Raw genomic sequence first — 14,454 nt, forward strand, 5'->3', positions numbered from 1 at the left:
TATGTCCGCATCCGCTGTTCGACAGGGAGGCAACCACGCCCGACGAGACCGGAGCTGGTTTTCGATAAGCATCCAGACCTCAACGACGAGGAGATTGGAATGACTTTCGACCTTTCGGACTCTTTGTTCTCGGATTCGATCGACGCCCTGCTGGGGCGTCCGAATTCTGTTTCACAGCTCGCGCACGGCGACTTCTACGAGCGGCCGCTGCACATCGTTCTGGTGGCGCCGCCGTATTTCGACATCCCGCCCGCCGGATACGGCGGCGTCGAGGCGATGGTGGCGACGCTGGCCGACGCACTGGTCGAGCGAGGACACCGGGTGACCCTGCTCGGAGCAGGTCGAGCGGGAACGAACGCCCGGTTCATCCGGGTGTGGGACGAGGTGCAGACCGCACGTCTGGGCGAGACGTTCCCGGAAATCGTCAATGCGATGCGGGCCTGCCGGATTATCGAAGAACTGCATGCCGAAGACCCGGTCGATATCGTGCACGACCATACTTTCGCCGGTCCGCTCAATGCCGCGGCCTACCGGATGCTGGGAATCCCCACGGTGGTCACCGTCCATGGACCCGTCGAGCCCGATATGTATGAGTACTACCAGGCCTTCGACCACAGCGTGAATCTCATCGCCATCAGCGATCGGCAGCGGGAATTGGCCCCCGACCTCAATTGGATTACCCGCGTCCACAATGCGATTCGGCCCGAGGAATGGCCGTTCCGCACCGAAAAACTGGACTACGGCCTGTTCCTGGGGCGTTATGCCCCGTCCAAGGGACCGGATCTGGCGCTCGAGGCCGCGCATGCCGCCGGTCTGCGGCTGATTCTCGCGGGTAAGTGCAATGAGCCGCCCGAGAAGGCGTACTTCGAGCAGTGCATCCGCCCGCTGCTGACCGACGCCGATCAGGTCTTCGGCGAGGCCGACGCCATTGCCAAGCGGGAACTGCTGGCGGGCGCGCGCTGCCTGCTGTTCCCGATCCAGTGGGAGGAACCGTTCGGCCTGGTGATGATCGAGGCGATGGTGTGCGGCACCCCGGTGATCGCCCTGCGCGGCGGTGCGGTCGCGGAGGTGATCGAACACGGTGTCACCGGCTGGATCTGCGAGGATCCCGCCGAACTGCCCGAGGCGATCGCCCGGGCCGGGGAGATCGACCCGCATGCCTGCCGGGCGCGCGTGGAGCGGCTGTTCGCCTCCACCCGCTTCGTGCAGGGTTACGAAGCGGCGTATTACGGAGCCATAGGCGACCTTTCGAAGCGGGTACCGCTACGTTTCGCCGGCGATCATGCGGTAATCAGGACACCGGCGATCGCACCGCCGGATGTCGTGAGTAGGAGTCGCGGGTGAGCATTTTCAACGCCGGCCCTCCCTCACCGGTCGACGGTCGTGGCATCGTCACCCTGGTGGAGGCCGGCACCTTCTGTCTGTCCGATCAACTGGGCGATATCCATCCGGGTTCCGCCCAGGGGCTGTTCTACCGGGACACCCGGCTGCTGGCGCGCTGGGAGCTGCGGCTGGACGGCCATCCGCCGGAACACCTTTCGGTCATGATGGCCGAGGCGTTCCGGGCCCGCTTCGTGACACGCAAGCCCCCGAATCAGGGGGTGGCCGATGCCACGGTGCTGGTATCGCGGCGGCGGATGATCGGCGAGGGAATGCGCGAAACGATCACGGTGCACAATCTCGGCGATGAAGACACGGCGATGACGGTCACCCTCATCGCCGACTCCGATTTCGCCGATCTGTTCGCGGTCAAGGAGGGGCGGGTGCACAGCGGCAGCTGTGAACTCGCCACCGCGGAGGGCACCCTCCGGTTGACCGACCGCAATGATTCGGGGCGCGGGCTGGTCGTCATCGCCAGTGGTGATCCGGCCGCGCAGCCGGGATCGTTGAGCTGGCGGATCGTGGTGCCACGGCATTCCAGCTGGCAGACCGTGGTGCTGTGTCAGCCGATCATCGGGCACCACGCCGTCACGGTGAATCTGGACGACGATTCGGATGACAACCCGTCCAACAAGATTCGGCAGTGGCGGGCCACCGCGACCAGCCTCACCGCCAGCGGTGCGGGTCTGAACGCCATTCTGCAGCGCACCGAGAGCGATCTCGGTGCGCTGCGGATGGACGATCCCGGCGGCGGCACCGCCTATGTGGCCGCGGGTGCGCCGTGGTTCATGGCGCTGTTCGGCCGCGACAGCCTGCTCACCTCGTGGATGGCGCTGGTGCTGGATTCGGATCTGGCCCTGGGCACACTCCGGCAGCTGGCGAAACTGCAAGGCACACAGAGCAATCCGCTCACCGAGGAGGAGCCCGGCCGCATCATGCACGAGATGCGGCACGGCCCCGGCGGCGATGCGGTGCTCGGCGGCAGCGTCTATTACGGAACCGCCGACGCCACACCGCTTTTCGTCATGCTGCTCGCCGAATGCTGGCGGTGGGGAGTCGATCCGGCCGCGATCCGGGATCTGCTGCCCGCCGCGGACGCGGCGCTGGCCTGGATCGACACCTACGGCGACAGCGACGGCGACGGATTTGTCGAATACCGGCGCAAGACCGACCGCGGGCTGGCCAATCAGGGCTGGAAGGACAGCTGGGACGCCATCAGTTTCGCGGACGGCCACCTCGCCGATCCACCCCTGGCCCTGTGCGAGGTCCAGGGGTACGTCTACGCCGCCCGGCAGGGCCGCGCCGATCTGGCCGAGGCCTTCGGTGACGTCGACACCGCGCGGCGGCTGCGCGAACAAGCCGCGGAGCTGAAACAGCGGTTCGGACAAGCCTTCTGGATTCCGGGCGCGGGCCGCTACGCACTCGCCCTCGACGGGGCCAAGCAGCAGGTCGACACCGTGACCAGCAATCCGGGCCACTGCCTGTGGACCGGCATTGTGGACGACGAACACGCCGCCGCGCTCATCGAACGCCTAGGCGGGGCGGATATGGACAGCGGCTTCGGCCTGCGCACCCTCTCCTCGACGGCCCGCCGCTTCAACCCGATGGGCTATCACACCGGATCGGTCTGGCCGCACGACACCGCCATCGTCGTCGCGGGCCTACTGCGCTACCGGCACATTCCGGGCGCCCTGGAACTGGCCGAACGACTGGCAGGCGGTCTGCTGGAAGCCATCGCGGAATTCGACGCCCGCCCGCCGGAACTCTTCTGCGGGTTCCCCCGCACCGAATTCCGTTCCCCCATCCCGTATCCCACCTCGTGCTCACCCCAGGCGTGGTCCAGCGCGGCCCCACTCCTGCTGATGCGTTCGTTCCTCGGCCTCGTCCCCGACGTCCCGCACCGCACCCTGACGGTCGCACCCCGGCTACCCGATCGAGCGGGCCGGGTACGACTGGCGGATCTGCGACTGGGCACGGCGACGGTGACCATCGAGGCGCAGGGCACCACGATCTCCGTCGAGGGCCTGCCCGACGACTGGCAACTCATCCAGGCGTAACAGGTCGCGAGCGGGCGTGACAGGTCGCGAGCGGGAAAACGAAAGCGGCCGACCGGAATTCGGTCGGCCGCTGAGGTTGCTAGCTGGCGTAGGCACGGAGGCGGTCGGCGCGCTCGCCCTTGCGGAGCTTGGACATGACCTCGCGCTCGATCTGGCGGACCCGCTCGCGCGAGAGGCCGAAGATCTTGCCGATCTGGTCGAGGGTGCGGGGCTGGCCGTCGTCGAGGCCGTAGCGCAGGCGGATGACCTGCTGTTCGCGCTCGTCCAGGGTGGTCAGGACCACGCGGACGTCACGGTGCAGGAAGCCGGCGATGACGGCGTTCTCGGCGGAGGTGGCTTCGGAATCCTCGATGAAATCGCCGAGGGGGGCCTCTTCGTCATTGCCCACCGGCATATCCAGGCTCACCGGGTCGCGGCTGTGGTCGAGCAGATCGGCGATCTTCTCTTGCGGAATGCCGGACTCGTGGGCGAGCTCTGCGTCGGTGGCCTCGCGGCCGAGCTGCTGATGCAGTTCGCGCTTGATGCGGGCCAGCTTGTTGACCTGCTCGACGAGGTGGACGGGAAGCCGGATGGTGCGACTCTGGTCGGCCATACCGCGGGTGATCGCCTGACGAATCCACCAGGTGGCGTACGTCGAGAACTTGAAGCCCTTGGTGTAGTCGAACTTCTCCATGGCGCGGATCAGACCAAGATTGCCCTCTTGGATCAGGTCCAGCAGCGGCATGCCGCGGCCGGTGTATCGCTTGGCCAGAGAAACCACGAGGCGCAGGTTGGCTTCGAGCAGGTGCTGGCGAGCGGATTGACCTTCGCGCACGAGGATCGCGAGATCCTTCTTCTTGGGCGCGGACAATCGCTTGGTCGTCTCCAGCAGGTGCTGAGCGTAGAGGCCCGCCTCGATGCGCTTGGCCAGCTCGACCTCGTCGGCAGCCGTGAGCAGCGCCGTCTTGCCGATTCCGTTCAGGTACACGCGTACCAAGTCGGCGGCGGGGCTTGCGGCGTCGAGGTCCTGTTCGCTGATGCGCACGTCAGTGGTGGCGGGGCTTGTCATGACTTGCCTCCTGTCGGTGGTGTCTCGCTCCGTACAACGGGCCCGACATCAGGAAAGTTCCCCGCAGCGGCGGACATAAACCGTATCTGAGCTGCGGTTTTTGCGACCCACGGCTGAGAAGTTCCTGAGAAGCGTGCGTACCGGGGAACGCGCGCCTGCGGTCGGCGGCTGCCGATGTCCGGTGAGTTGCCGCCGTCGGCGTCGAACTTCGGAGCGCGGCAACCGAATACGTGTGTACGGGCCTTGCATTGCCGGCGTTCGTTCGAGCGGATGTTCCGGTGCTGTGCGGTTCGGCGGCCTCCCCGAGGTACCCGCCGGCGGCGTTCGAAACATGAGATAGCTCACTTTACGCAGATAAACGCCAGGTCACGGCCAGGAAACGACTCGGCCGCCGGGCAGGGATGCGCGGCGGCCGAGGAAGGTGCGGCGCGAAGGAACTCAGCGCGCAGGGAGAGGAACTCAGCGCGGATGGATCAGCCCGTGACGAACCAGGCTGACCACCACACCCAGCACCGCCGATTCGAACTCGGGAGTGGCCGCATCGCCGGTATCGCTGAAGGCGAGCAATTCCACGAGCTCGCTCAAGGGCAGTCCGTCCGGGCGCATCCCGGCCAGCAGTGCCGCGGTGGTGTCGTCCACCTCGTGCTGCCAGAGCGGCCCGTCGCCGCGGTGCAGCCGTGCGACCCGCTGCTGCCAACCCTCCGTGCCCGGCAGCGAGACCCGCTCCAGCGCGGTGACCGGATCGACCTCGAAGCGGGAGGACAGCACCAGGCCCGGATCGGTGGCGACGGCGCGCAGCCACGCCGAGCGCTCGAAGTAGCGATGGGTCTCCTGCCCGAGCGGATCCTCGAAGGGGTGCGTGAGGTCCTCGGCGAGCATTTCGGTGGGCCCGTCTATATCGCGCATATAGACGACACCGAATCCGATGCCGTCGACCTCGGCGGCGGAGAAGGCCTCCAGCCACTGTTCGGCCCGCGCCTGCGCCGCCGGCTCGCGCGGATCCAATCCGGCGTCGCGCAGCCAGGTTCCGACGTACAGGGCCGGATCGGCGATGTCGCGCTGCACTATCCACGCATCGATGCCATGGTCGGGCAGCCAGCTCGCGACGCGGGAGCGCCAGTCCTGTCCATTGATATGGACCCACGAGGCCAGCAGTGCCGCGGTGCCACCGGGATTGAGCATGTCCGGTATGCCGGAGATGACGAGTTCGCTCGCACCGTCCAGCGCCAGCCCGGAGTCCCGGTAGGTGTGCTCGACGCGCGCCGGGCCGACCACGAACGGGGGATTGGCGACGACCTGATCGAAGCGGCGTCCCGCGACCGGTTCGAACCAGGAGCCTTCGCACAGCTCGATATCCAGATCATTGAGCGCGGCGGTGGCCGCGGCCAGCCACAGGGCGCGCCTGTTCACATCGGTGCCGGTGACGGTGCGCCCGTAGGACTTCGCGTGAATGGCCTGCACACCGCAGCCGGTGCCGAGGTCGAGCACGGTGCCGACCGGACGGGTGGGCGTGGCGCGCAGGAGCGACAGTGACGCCTGACCGACGCCGAGCACGTGATCGGCGTCGAGGGTGCGCCGGCGCATGGAGTCGTCGAGGTCCGACAGCACCCAGCGGGTGCCCTCGCCGAGATCGAGCGGGCGCAGGTCCAGGGCGGCGCGCACCTCGTCGCCGTCGCGTTCCAGGAGTCCGGCGGCGATGGCGCGCTCTATATCTACCGGCGCCAGTGCGGCGGCGACCTCGCGCTCGGGCATCGGATCGCCGAGCAGCAGTAGGCGGATGAGGGTACCGAGCTCTCCGGCGTCGCGGGCGGCGCGGCGCACCGGTACCGGCTCGGAGCGCCACAGCGCCGCGTGCGCCGCGTCCCCGAGTGCCGCGACAAGATTGTCGGAGCCGTATCCGACCCGGGTCAGCGCGGTGCGCAGATCCGGGGCGAGGTCGGCGAGCAGGGACGAGGCGGTCGTCGAGCGCTGGTCGAGGGATCGATTCGTCGGCATGGCATCGAACTCTGCCACCGGTGCCGTTCGGACCGACGCGCTGGCCCCGATTCGGTCTGCTGTCCAGCCCCATAGCGTTCGCCCCGAACTGTCTGTAGGCCGTGTTGTCGGGAGTGCATGACGAACTGCGGTGATTCTGAATGGAACCGTAGTCTCTGACCGGGGATGGAGCGTAAAATGCTGCGCGGCAGCGATATAGAAGAATGGTCGCTGAAATGTCGCTGAAAGGCGTTCCAGCCTTTCAAGATCAACATTTTGAAGATCAAAAATACTGCTACGCAACAGGGTTCGTCTGTGTATGCTACTGATCATGCACAGCCCCACTACGAGGTGGGATTGAGGGCGAGGCGGTGTCGATAAGTGGACGTCAACAGGCTCCGGATGCGGCGGGCGGCGGCAATTGCAATCGTCTTCGGCATACTGGCTCTGATGGCCACCGGTGCGCTTGATCGATTGATGCTGGGCGTATTCATGTGCGCCGGACTGGCACTCGGTGGGATCAATGCGCAAATAACGTGGATGTCTATTGTTCGCATCACCGATGCGGAAACTCCTAGCAAACAGAAGCTCGCGCTCTCCTCGGCGGCGCGATTGCTCATACTGACGGGCCTGTCGATAGTCGTCGCGTTCTTCACGCGTCCGTACGGTGTCGGTATCTTCTTCGGGCTGGCCGTCTTTCAATTGATTCTTGTGCTCCACACGGTGGTGCCCGAAGTGAAAGGCCTTCGACAGCAGCCATGAGCCATTCCGTCGCTTCGATTGCCCAGATGACCGGAAATGTGACCCTGAGCGCCGAAGATGCTCCAGCGGCGCCGTCGAAGATTCATGTCGGTGACCACGTCACCGCGCACTTCTTCGGCCTGGACTTCAATATCGACACCATTGTGTCGACCTCCGTTGCCGCGCTGATCGTGCTCGGTCTGGCCTTCTACCTGCGGATCAAGATAACCTCGGGCGTCCCCAACGGGGTGCAGTTGTTCTTCGAATCCGTCACCGTCCAGATGCGCAATCAGGTCGAGGGCGCCATCGGCATGAAGGTCGCGCCGTTCGCGCTGCCCCTGGCCGTCACCCTCTTCACCTTCATTCTGCTCTCCAACTGGTTGTCGGTGCTGCCGGTGCAGTACGGCTCGGGCGAATTGATCGCGCCTCCGGCCTCGGACGTCAACTTCGTCTATGCCCTGGCGCTTTTCGTGTTCATCGCCTACCAGGCCGCCGGTGTCTGGCGGCGCGGTCCGGCCAATCACCTCAAACAGACTCTCAAGGGCCATGCCGGTTGGGGCATGATCTTCATCAATGTGATCGAGGAAGTCGCCAAACCGCTGTCGCTTTCGTTGCGACTCTTCGGCAATATGTTCGCCGGCGGTGTGATGATTTCGGTGATCACGCTGTTCCCCTTCTGGATCAGCTGGGGCCCGAATGCCATCTGGAAGATGTTCGACCTCTTCGTCGGCGCCATCCAGGCATTCATCTTCTCCCTGCTGACCGTTCTCTACTTCAGCCAGTCGATGTCGCTGGAGAGTGAAAATCACTGATCGGCACCGCTGTTCGGTGGCAATCTCAAAAGGAAGTGAAAAATGGCAGATCCAGCAACCGCGAGTATCGTCCAGGGCGCTCTCATCGGCGGCGGCATCATTCTGGCGGGCGGTGCCATCGGTGCGGGAATCGGTGACGGTCTCGCCGGCGCCGCGCTGATCAATGGCGTCACCCGTCAGCCCGAAGCCGAAGGCAAGCTGCGCGGTAACTTCTTCCTGACCGTCGGTCTGGTGGAGGCGGCCTACTTCATCAACCTGGCGTTCATGGCGCTCTTCGTCTTCGCAACTCCCGGTAAGTAGACGAAATCATGTCTCCGAGAACAGATGTGGAGGCCGCGGGGAACTTCCTGATCCCCAACGGCACCTTCTTCGTTGAGCTGGCGATCTTCCTGATCGTGCTCGGAGTCATCTGGATTTTCGTTGTTCCGCCGATCCGTAAGGTGCTGGCGGAACGGGAGGCGCGGGTCGAGGAGACGGCGAAGATCAGTAAGTCGGCGACCGAGATATTCACCGAGGCCGAGGACCGGTATCAGACGGCCCTCAACAAGGCCCGTGCGGAAGCGGCGGAAATCCGCAATGACGCACGGGCACAAGGCCGGGAGATTCTCGAGGAGCTGCGCGGCGAGGCCCAGCGCGAGGCCGATCACATCGTCGCGGAATCCACGGCACAACTGCGTGCCGAGGCTGATCAGGTTGCTGCCGAACTCCGTGAATCCGTCGAACCGCTGGCCCAGAATCTGGCTGATCGCATGCTCGGCGTCAAGAATCGTCCCCGGTCCAGTGCCGGAAATCAGAGAGGACGGGGGACGCCCTGATGCCAACGACCGGCGTGCTCGCCGAAGGCTACAACATCACCTTCGACTGGCCCGTCTTCTTCAGTCAGCTATTCGGTTTCGTCGTTATCATCTGGCTTTTCGTGAAATACCTTCTCCCCTTCGTGAAGAAGACGATGAACAAGGCACAGGACACCATCAGGCGGCAGCTCGAAGAGAGCGAAGCGGCAGCGGAGCGTTTGACCGCGGCCAAAACCGCCTACGACAGCGCGGTCGCCGAGGCGCAGGCCGAACTCGAGCGCATGCGCGAGGAAGCCCGCGCCGACGCCGATCGCATCATTGCGCAGATGCGTGAGGCGGCTACCGCGGAGGTCGAACGTGTCCGCCGTGTCGGCCGCGATCAGATCCTGCAGTTCCGCAGGCAGATGATGCGCGATCTGGAGGCCGACCTGTCGGCCGCCATGCTCGCCCTCACCGAGGAAAAGGTGCGCGAGCAGGTCGGCACACCGCAGGCCCGATCCGAGAGCATCGAGCGTTTCCTCGACGATCTCGAAATGCTGGCCAATTCAGCTCCGGCCGCGCGGCAGCAGCCGCAGACCGGTGCGAACTGACACCAGCTCAGGCAGGTTCCCGGCCGGTCAGACAATAGGTCTGACCGGCCGGATCTGTCATGACCAGCCACCGGCTGCCCCGCTCGATCCGCCGCGCGCCCAGCGTTTCGTGCCAGTCGGCGGTGGCCTCGATATCGGTGCAGGCCAGATCCAGATGCGCGGCGGTGGGCCGGTCCTCGCCGAGCCGCTGCAGCAGTAGGTCGATCGGCACGCCCGGCCGGGCGGACAGGCGGGCGAATTCCGGCAGACTGCCGGGCCGCCAGGCCCAGCCGGTCAGATCGGCCCAGAAGCGCGCCTCGATGCCGTAGTCGGAGGCGCCGATATCCAGGCAGACCTGATCCAGTCGGCTGCGCCCGCCCGCCGGTCCGGTGACCGTGGGCGCGAGGGCGCCGGCGCCGTCGCGAAAAGGCGTGAAGCAGAAGGTCATTCCGTGCGGAGACCGCAGGACGGAGTAGCCGATGCGCTCGGTCAGAATGTAATCCCCGACCAGCGTGGCGCCGAGTCGTACCGCGCGCTCGGTGGCCTCCACGACATCGTCGACGTCGAGATCGAGGTGCACGCGCGATTCGCCGTCGATGGTCTGCATTTTCACGGTGGGCGCGCCGTAATCCGGTAGCAGCGTGACGAATTCGTCGTGCTCGCCCCGGGTGGGCGACAGTGTGGTGCCGGTGACCGTGGTCCAGAATTCGGCGCAGTCCCCGAATTGCGCCGCGGGGCGGTCGATGAAGGCCCAGAGCCACCGAATCATGCTGTCTCCCATTGTTCCCGCTTCCATTCTTCGCGAAAGGTCTTGCGATACGCCAGCGGCGGCACGCCCAGTTCGGAGCGCATGTGATGGCGCAGTGAGGCGGCGGTCCCCATGCCGGCGGCCCGCGCCACCTCGTCGATTGCCAGCCGGGTGGTCTCCAGTAGATGCCGGGCATGCCGCAGTCGCTGCTGCAGTACCCAGGCGCCGGGCGCCATACCGGTCTCGGCCTTGAAGCGCCGGGTGAAGGTGCGGACACTCATACAGGCGTGCGCGGCAAGGGAATTGAGGTCCAGCTCGCGGTCGAGATGGTGCAGTGCCCACATGCGGGTCGGCGCGGTGCCCTCGGCGCCCGGTTCGGGCATGGGCTGTTCGATGAACTGGGACTGGCCGCCCTCGCGCCACGGCGGCACCACGCAGTAGCGGGCCACGCGATTGGCGGCAGCGCTGCCGTGATCGGTGCGGATCAGATGCAGGCACAGATCGATGCCGGACGCGAGACCGGCTGCGGTCCAGACGTTTCCGTCCTCGACGAAGAGCAGGTTCTCATCCAGCAGCACAGCCGGATAGAGCGATCGGAACATCTCCGCGAACTGCCAGTGGGTGGTCGCGCGCCGTCCGTCCAGCAGGCCCGCCGCGCCGAGTACGAAGGCGCCGGTGCAGATCGAGACGATCCGCGCGTCCGGCCGGATCATGGCCAGTACCGGCGCCAGTTCCGGTGGCAGCACGCCCTGGGTGCGCGGTCCCGATATCCGGGTGCCGGGCACGATCACGGTATCCGCGCGGGCCAGTAGCTCCGGCCCGCATTCCGGAACGATGGTGAAACCCGTCGTGGTGGCGATACCGCGGGGATGTGCCCCGCAGACGTGCACCTCGTACAGCGGGTCTCCGGCATCGTCGACTGCCGAGCCGAGCACCATGGGCGGGATCGTCATATCGAATCCGACAACGGGTTCCAGCGCGAGCACCGCCACCAGATGAGGTGTGGGCATCGGATTCTCCCTCTCCACTACGTTGGCCAGATCTTGACGCATTGTGTCAGTCAGGCCACTCGTGCGCGAGTGCGAAGTCCGGCACGCTCGAACGGTGAGTGAACTGGGTACCGATCCCGTCATCGAATTGACCTCCCGCACAGCCGCTTCGCGGGACACCGCAGCAGCGGATGGAGCGGCGGCCGAGCCGCAGCAGGGTGATGTGGCCGAGCCGCCGTTCGACGGGACTGGCCAAGCGCCGCGGCAATCGGATAGTGCGGTGGCGCAACGGCCGCATGCCGGCGGGGCGTCGGGTCGGAGTGCCGACTTCGGAGCGGCACGGCCGGTGGAATCAGTACTCGGTGCGCCGAAACCGTCCTGGGGGATGGCAGGCGGCAGAGTGCATCCGGCGTGGATTGTCGCGGCTGTTGGATTCGTCGCGCTGATCGGCGCGGCCGCCTTCCGCTCGGTGCCCGGTGTGCTCATGGAGCCGCTGCACGACGAATTCGGCTGGTCGCACGGGACCATCGGTGCGGCGGTTTCGGTGAATGTGCTGCTCTACGGGCTGATTTCGCCGTTCGCGGCGGCGCTCATGGACAGGTTCGGGATTCGCCGGGTGGTGGCGAGCGCGCTGCTGCTCATTGCCGCGGGCAGCGGGCTCACCGTGTTCATGACGCAGCCGTGGCAGCTGGTGGCCACCTGGGGGCTGCTGGTGGGCATCGGTACCGGGTCCATGTCCATGCCGTTCGTCGCCACCATCACCGGCCGCTGGTTCGTGCGCCAGCGCGGGCTGGTGACCGGTGTGCTCACCGCCGCGGGTGCTGCCGGGCAACTGGTCTTCCTGCCGCTGATCGCGCGGCTCGCCGGCGATCACGGCTGGCGCACACCGGCTTTGCTGGTGGCGGGCGCCGCGCTGGTGGTGGTGCCGCTGGTGCTGCTGTTCATTCGCGACTTCCCGAGTGATGTGGGCGTCACCGCGTACGGCGCCGAGCCGGGCAGTGCGGTCGGTGTGCGCACCGCGCCCGTGGGCGGCGCCGGACGGGCGCTCAGCGTGTTGTTCACCGTGGTGCGCAAGCCCGTATTCTGGTTGCTGGCAGGCGGTTTCGCTATCTGCGGTGCATCCACCAATGGTTTGGTCGGCACGCATTTTGTCAGTGCCGCGCACGATCACGGTATGCCCGCCACCACGGCCGCCGGGCTGCTCGCGCTGGTCGGGCTGTTCGATGTGGCGGGGACCATTGCCTCGGGCTGGTTCACCGATCGGGTCGACTCGCGGTATCTGCTGGTGGCGTACTTCTCCCTGCGCGGGGTGTCGCTGCTGATCCTGCCCAATCTGTTCGGGCCCGATGTGCAGCCGAGCATGTGGGCATTCGTGGTCTTCTACGGCCTGGACTGGATCGCCACCGTGCCGCCCACGGTCGCCCTGTGCCGCGAGCACTTCGGTGCGGACGGACCGGTCGCCTTCGGCTGGGTCTTCGCCTCGCATCAGGTCGGTGCGGCGATCGCGGCCGTCGGCGCGGGCATCATCCGGGACGTGCAGGGCAGCTACACCCTGGCCTGGTACATCGCGGGCGGGCTGTGCGGATTCGCCGCGCTCATGTCGGCGAGTATCCGGCGTAAGCGGGTGGAGCCGTCAGCCGTCGATGGCATTGTGCGGGCGTGAGTCGAGGGCCTTCTGATTGCGCCGGCCGTCCCAGCGGCTGGGCTCGTCCTTGCTGCGCGGGGGCCGGTCATTGGCGCCGAGCACCGCGATCCACGGCAGCGGAATGGAGACGCCGATGATCAGCAGTGAGATGACCCAGTTGCCCCAGATGCTGTAGGCGACGGCGGAGAGCACCAGGCAGGGAATGCGGAAGGCCATGATGATCGTGTACCGGCGGACCCGATTGTGATGCTGCTGTTCCAGTGAGACCGCGGCCTCGGTGATCAGCGTGGGCTGTTCCTTCTCACCTCGGAAGAAGCCCGCGGGCTTGCGCTCCGGCATGGGATTCGAACCGGCTGGACGGAATTCGACCTCGGGGCGATCATCGCCGCCGCCGACGCCGGCGTCTGAATCCCCATCACGCTGCATACCTCGAGTCTTGCACTACCGCCCGTCGAATGCACATGTCGGTTGCCTCGCCCGCCAGGCCTGGCATCATGGAGTGCGTGAGCACAGACACCCTGGTACGTCCGGAGACGACCACAGACGAGTCGACGGACAACGACACCCCCAAATTCTTCCACTACGTGAAGAAGAACAAGATCGCCGAAAGCGCCGTCATGGGCACCTTCGTGCAGGCCCTGTGCGGCGAGGTCTTCCCGGTGACCCGCTCCGCCAAGCCCGGCTCCCCGGTCTGCGAGGAGTGCAAGCGTGTGTACGAAATGATGAAGAAGGACTAGTTCCGCTTCGTCGTCATCGGCTATCGAGGGTCGCTGGATACCCTCGATGCCGATTCTTTGCTGTCGCGAAGTTTCAGCGCGTGCCCGCCAAGGGTTCCCATGCGGCGATGGCGGCACTTGCATACCGCGGCACAGGTCCGCGAGGAATACCTGAACGTCTGCACCTACGCACCGGGCCGATCCCCGACTTCTCGGAAGCGCCCTACTCCTCGGCCCTGACCGACTCGCTGTACTTCACGGTGGCTCTCCCGGTGAACTGCGCCGCGCAAAGCTGGAGCCTAAACCGCAGTGGTCCAACACTTTTCGGTGTCCGCGAGAAACTGCTGTGAGGTCAGGTGTGGTGCAGGAGGGGGAGGAAGATCGTGTCGACGATTTCTTCGAGGACGTGGTCGGGGGCGGGGGCGAAGGTGGTGACGAATTCGTTGCGGAGTAGGTCGAAGGGGAGGGATTTGATGCGGTCGGTGAGGTGTTCGGGGGTGAGTTCGCCGCGGGCGGCGGCGCGGTCGAAGAGGACGTCTACGGCTTCCTGTCGGCCGGTGGCGAGGGGGTCGCGCAGATCGCTGGGGTTGATTCCGGTCTCCTGGTAGTAGCTGGCCAGCTGCACGCTCATGACGAGGAAGAGTTGGACGCGGGTGGCGTTGATCTCGCGCATGAGGGTGAGGACGTCGCCGCGCAGGCTGCCGGTGTCGGGGACGTCGAGGCGGGACTTGCGCAGGATGTGGGCGATCGTGGCCCGGATGAGTTCATTGCGATCGGCCCAGCGGCGGTAGAGAACGGAAGGGCTGGTGCCTGCGCGTTTGACGACGGCGTCCACGGTGAATCTGGCGTAGCCGTGATCGCTGAGCTCGTCCCAGGCCGCGTCGAGAAGCGCCTGCTCCAATTCGGCTCCGCGCCGTCGCTCGGGCATCGATGATTCTCCTTTAGAGAGGGTTGTCTATCTTATCGTAGCGCGGTACTGTG

General features: G+C 66.0%; 15 protein-coding genes. 9 read left to right on the plus strand and 6 right to left on the minus strand.

All coding sequences use genetic code 11. The features are described from left to right. Positions 1-99 precede the first annotated feature (99 nt). Positions 100-1,344: a glycosyltransferase family 4 protein gene (locus OG326_RS14475; protein WP_327145150.1), complete on the plus strand. Its 1,245-nt coding sequence runs from the start codon at positions 100-102 to the stop codon at positions 1,342-1,344. Then, entirely contained in the window at positions 1,341-3,437 is a 2,097-nt protein-coding gene (locus tag OG326_RS14480) for an amylo-alpha-1,6-glucosidase (RefSeq protein WP_327145151.1), read from the plus strand. The genes OG326_RS14475 and OG326_RS14480 overlap by 4 nt, the downstream gene beginning before the upstream one ends. A gap of 79 nt (positions 3,438-3,516) precedes the next feature. On the opposite strand, the gene OG326_RS14485 is transcribed toward OG326_RS14480, so the two are convergent. After that, positions 3,517-4,485: a sigma-70 family RNA polymerase sigma factor gene (locus tag OG326_RS14485; protein ID WP_327145152.1), complete on the minus strand. Its 969-nt coding sequence runs from the start codon at positions 4,483-4,485 to the stop codon at positions 3,517-3,519. 459 nt (positions 4,486-4,944) lie between these two features. Next, the gene (locus OG326_RS14490) at positions 4,945-6,480 is read right to left on the minus strand and encodes a DUF7782 domain-containing protein (RefSeq protein WP_327145153.1); all 1,536 of its coding nucleotides are present in this window, start codon (positions 6,478-6,480) and stop codon (positions 4,945-4,947) included. A gap of 360 nt (positions 6,481-6,840) precedes the next feature. Between OG326_RS14490 and OG326_RS14495 the strand changes: the two genes are divergently transcribed. Genes OG326_RS14495 through OG326_RS14515 form a run of 5 tightly spaced genes read left to right on the plus strand, consistent with a single transcriptional unit; the run spans position 6,841 to position 9,396 of the window. Beyond that, positions 6,841-7,221, plus strand: coding sequence for a hypothetical protein (locus OG326_RS14495; RefSeq protein ID WP_327145154.1), 381 nt, complete (start codon positions 6,841-6,843; stop codon positions 7,219-7,221). A gap of 26 nt (positions 7,222-7,247) precedes the next feature. Next, positions 7,248-8,012 (plus strand): F0F1 ATP synthase subunit A, encoded by a 765-nt coding sequence (gene atpB, locus OG326_RS14500; RefSeq protein WP_327145155.1) that lies wholly within the window; start codon positions 7,248-7,250, stop codon positions 8,010-8,012. A 42-nt stretch (positions 8,013-8,054) separates the two neighbouring features. Next, positions 8,055-8,312 carry a F0F1 ATP synthase subunit C gene (locus tag OG326_RS14505; RefSeq protein WP_327145156.1) on the plus strand — a complete coding sequence of 86 codons (258 nt, stop codon included), beginning with the start codon at positions 8,055-8,057 and terminating at the stop codon, positions 8,310-8,312. 8 nt (positions 8,313-8,320) lie between these two features. Continuing rightward, positions 8,321-8,827, plus strand: coding sequence for a F0F1 ATP synthase subunit B (locus OG326_RS14510; protein ID WP_327145157.1), 507 nt, complete (start codon positions 8,321-8,323; stop codon positions 8,825-8,827). Next, on the plus strand, positions 8,827-9,396 hold the full coding sequence (locus tag OG326_RS14515; protein ID WP_327145158.1) for a F0F1 ATP synthase subunit B family protein: 570 nt from the start codon (positions 8,827-8,829) through the stop codon (positions 9,394-9,396). Before OG326_RS14510 ends, OG326_RS14515 begins: the two co-directional genes overlap by 1 nt. 7 nt (positions 9,397-9,403) lie before the next feature. Here the strand turns inward: OG326_RS14515 and OG326_RS14520 are convergent, their stop codons facing one another. Both OG326_RS14520 and OG326_RS14525 read right to left on the minus strand, forming a co-directional pair. After that, positions 9,404-10,144, minus strand: coding sequence for a VOC family protein (locus OG326_RS14520; protein WP_327145159.1), 741 nt, complete (start codon positions 10,142-10,144; stop codon positions 9,404-9,406). After that, positions 10,141-11,133 (minus strand): GlxA family transcriptional regulator, encoded by a 993-nt coding sequence (locus OG326_RS14525; RefSeq protein WP_327145160.1) that lies wholly within the window; start codon positions 11,131-11,133, stop codon positions 10,141-10,143. Before OG326_RS14525 ends, OG326_RS14520 begins: the two co-directional genes overlap by 4 nt. A 364-nt stretch (positions 11,134-11,497) precedes the next feature. Between OG326_RS14525 and OG326_RS14530 the strand changes: the two genes are divergently transcribed. Continuing rightward, positions 11,498-12,775: an MFS transporter gene (locus tag OG326_RS14530; protein WP_327146487.1), complete on the plus strand. Its 1,278-nt coding sequence runs from the start codon at positions 11,498-11,500 to the stop codon at positions 12,773-12,775. Here the strand turns inward: OG326_RS14530 and OG326_RS14535 are convergent. Then, positions 12,746-13,096, minus strand: coding sequence for a DUF3099 domain-containing protein (locus tag OG326_RS14535; protein ID WP_327146488.1), 351 nt, complete (start codon positions 13,094-13,096; stop codon positions 12,746-12,748). The two genes, OG326_RS14530 and OG326_RS14535, sit on opposite strands and share 30 nt — an antisense overlap. A 164-nt stretch (positions 13,097-13,260) precedes the next feature. On the opposite strand from OG326_RS14535, the gene OG326_RS14540 reads away from it, so the two are divergent. Continuing rightward, positions 13,261-13,494, plus strand: coding sequence for a DUF3039 domain-containing protein (locus tag OG326_RS14540; protein WP_327145161.1), 234 nt, complete (start codon positions 13,261-13,263; stop codon positions 13,492-13,494). A 331-nt stretch (positions 13,495-13,825) separates the two neighbouring features. On the opposite strand, the gene OG326_RS14545 is transcribed toward OG326_RS14540, so the two are convergent. Further along, positions 13,826-14,401 carry a TetR/AcrR family transcriptional regulator gene (locus OG326_RS14545; RefSeq protein WP_327145162.1) on the minus strand — a complete coding sequence of 192 codons (576 nt, stop codon included), beginning with the start codon at positions 14,399-14,401 and terminating at the stop codon, positions 13,826-13,828. Positions 14,402-14,454 lie beyond the last annotated feature (53 nt).

The sequence above is a fragment of the Nocardia sp. NBC_01327 genome (genome assembly GCF_035958815.1).
In the GTDB taxonomy this organism is placed as follows: domain Bacteria; phylum Actinomycetota; class Actinomycetes; order Mycobacteriales; family Mycobacteriaceae; genus Nocardia.

Bases quoted from the DNA above. Each gene is read 5' to 3' on its own strand.
- OG326_RS14475 (WP_327145150.1), top strand. From the start codon at position 100: ATGACTTTCGACCTTTCGGACTCTTTGTTCTCGGATTCGATCGACGCC.
- OG326_RS14485 (WP_327145152.1), bottom strand. From the start codon at position 4,485: ATGACAAGCCCCGCCACCACTGACGTGCGCATCAGCGAACAGGACCTC.
- OG326_RS14490 (WP_327145153.1), bottom strand. From the start codon at position 6,480: ATGCCGACGAATCGATCCCTCGACCAGCGCTCGACGACCGCCTCGTCC.
- atpB (WP_327145155.1), top strand. From the start codon at position 7,248: ATGACCGGAAATGTGACCCTGAGCGCCGAAGATGCTCCAGCGGCGCCG.
- OG326_RS14505 (WP_327145156.1), top strand. From the start codon at position 8,055: ATGGCAGATCCAGCAACCGCGAGTATCGTCCAGGGCGCTCTCATCGGC.
- OG326_RS14510 (WP_327145157.1), top strand. From the start codon at position 8,321: ATGTCTCCGAGAACAGATGTGGAGGCCGCGGGGAACTTCCTGATCCCC.
- OG326_RS14515 (WP_327145158.1), top strand. From the start codon at position 8,827: ATGCCAACGACCGGCGTGCTCGCCGAAGGCTACAACATCACCTTCGAC.
- OG326_RS14520 (WP_327145159.1), bottom strand. From the start codon at position 10,144: ATGATTCGGTGGCTCTGGGCCTTCATCGACCGCCCCGCGGCGCAATTC.
- OG326_RS14525 (WP_327145160.1), bottom strand. From the start codon at position 11,133: ATGCCCACACCTCATCTGGTGGCGGTGCTCGCGCTGGAACCCGTTGTC.
- OG326_RS14530 (WP_327146487.1), top strand. From the start codon at position 11,498: ATGGCAGGCGGCAGAGTGCATCCGGCGTGGATTGTCGCGGCTGTTGGA.
- OG326_RS14535 (WP_327146488.1), bottom strand. From the start codon at position 13,096: ATGCCGGAGCGCAAGCCCGCGGGCTTCTTCCGAGGTGAGAAGGAACAG.
- OG326_RS14545 (WP_327145162.1), bottom strand. From the start codon at position 14,401: ATGCCCGAGCGACGGCGCGGAGCCGAATTGGAGCAGGCGCTTCTCGAC.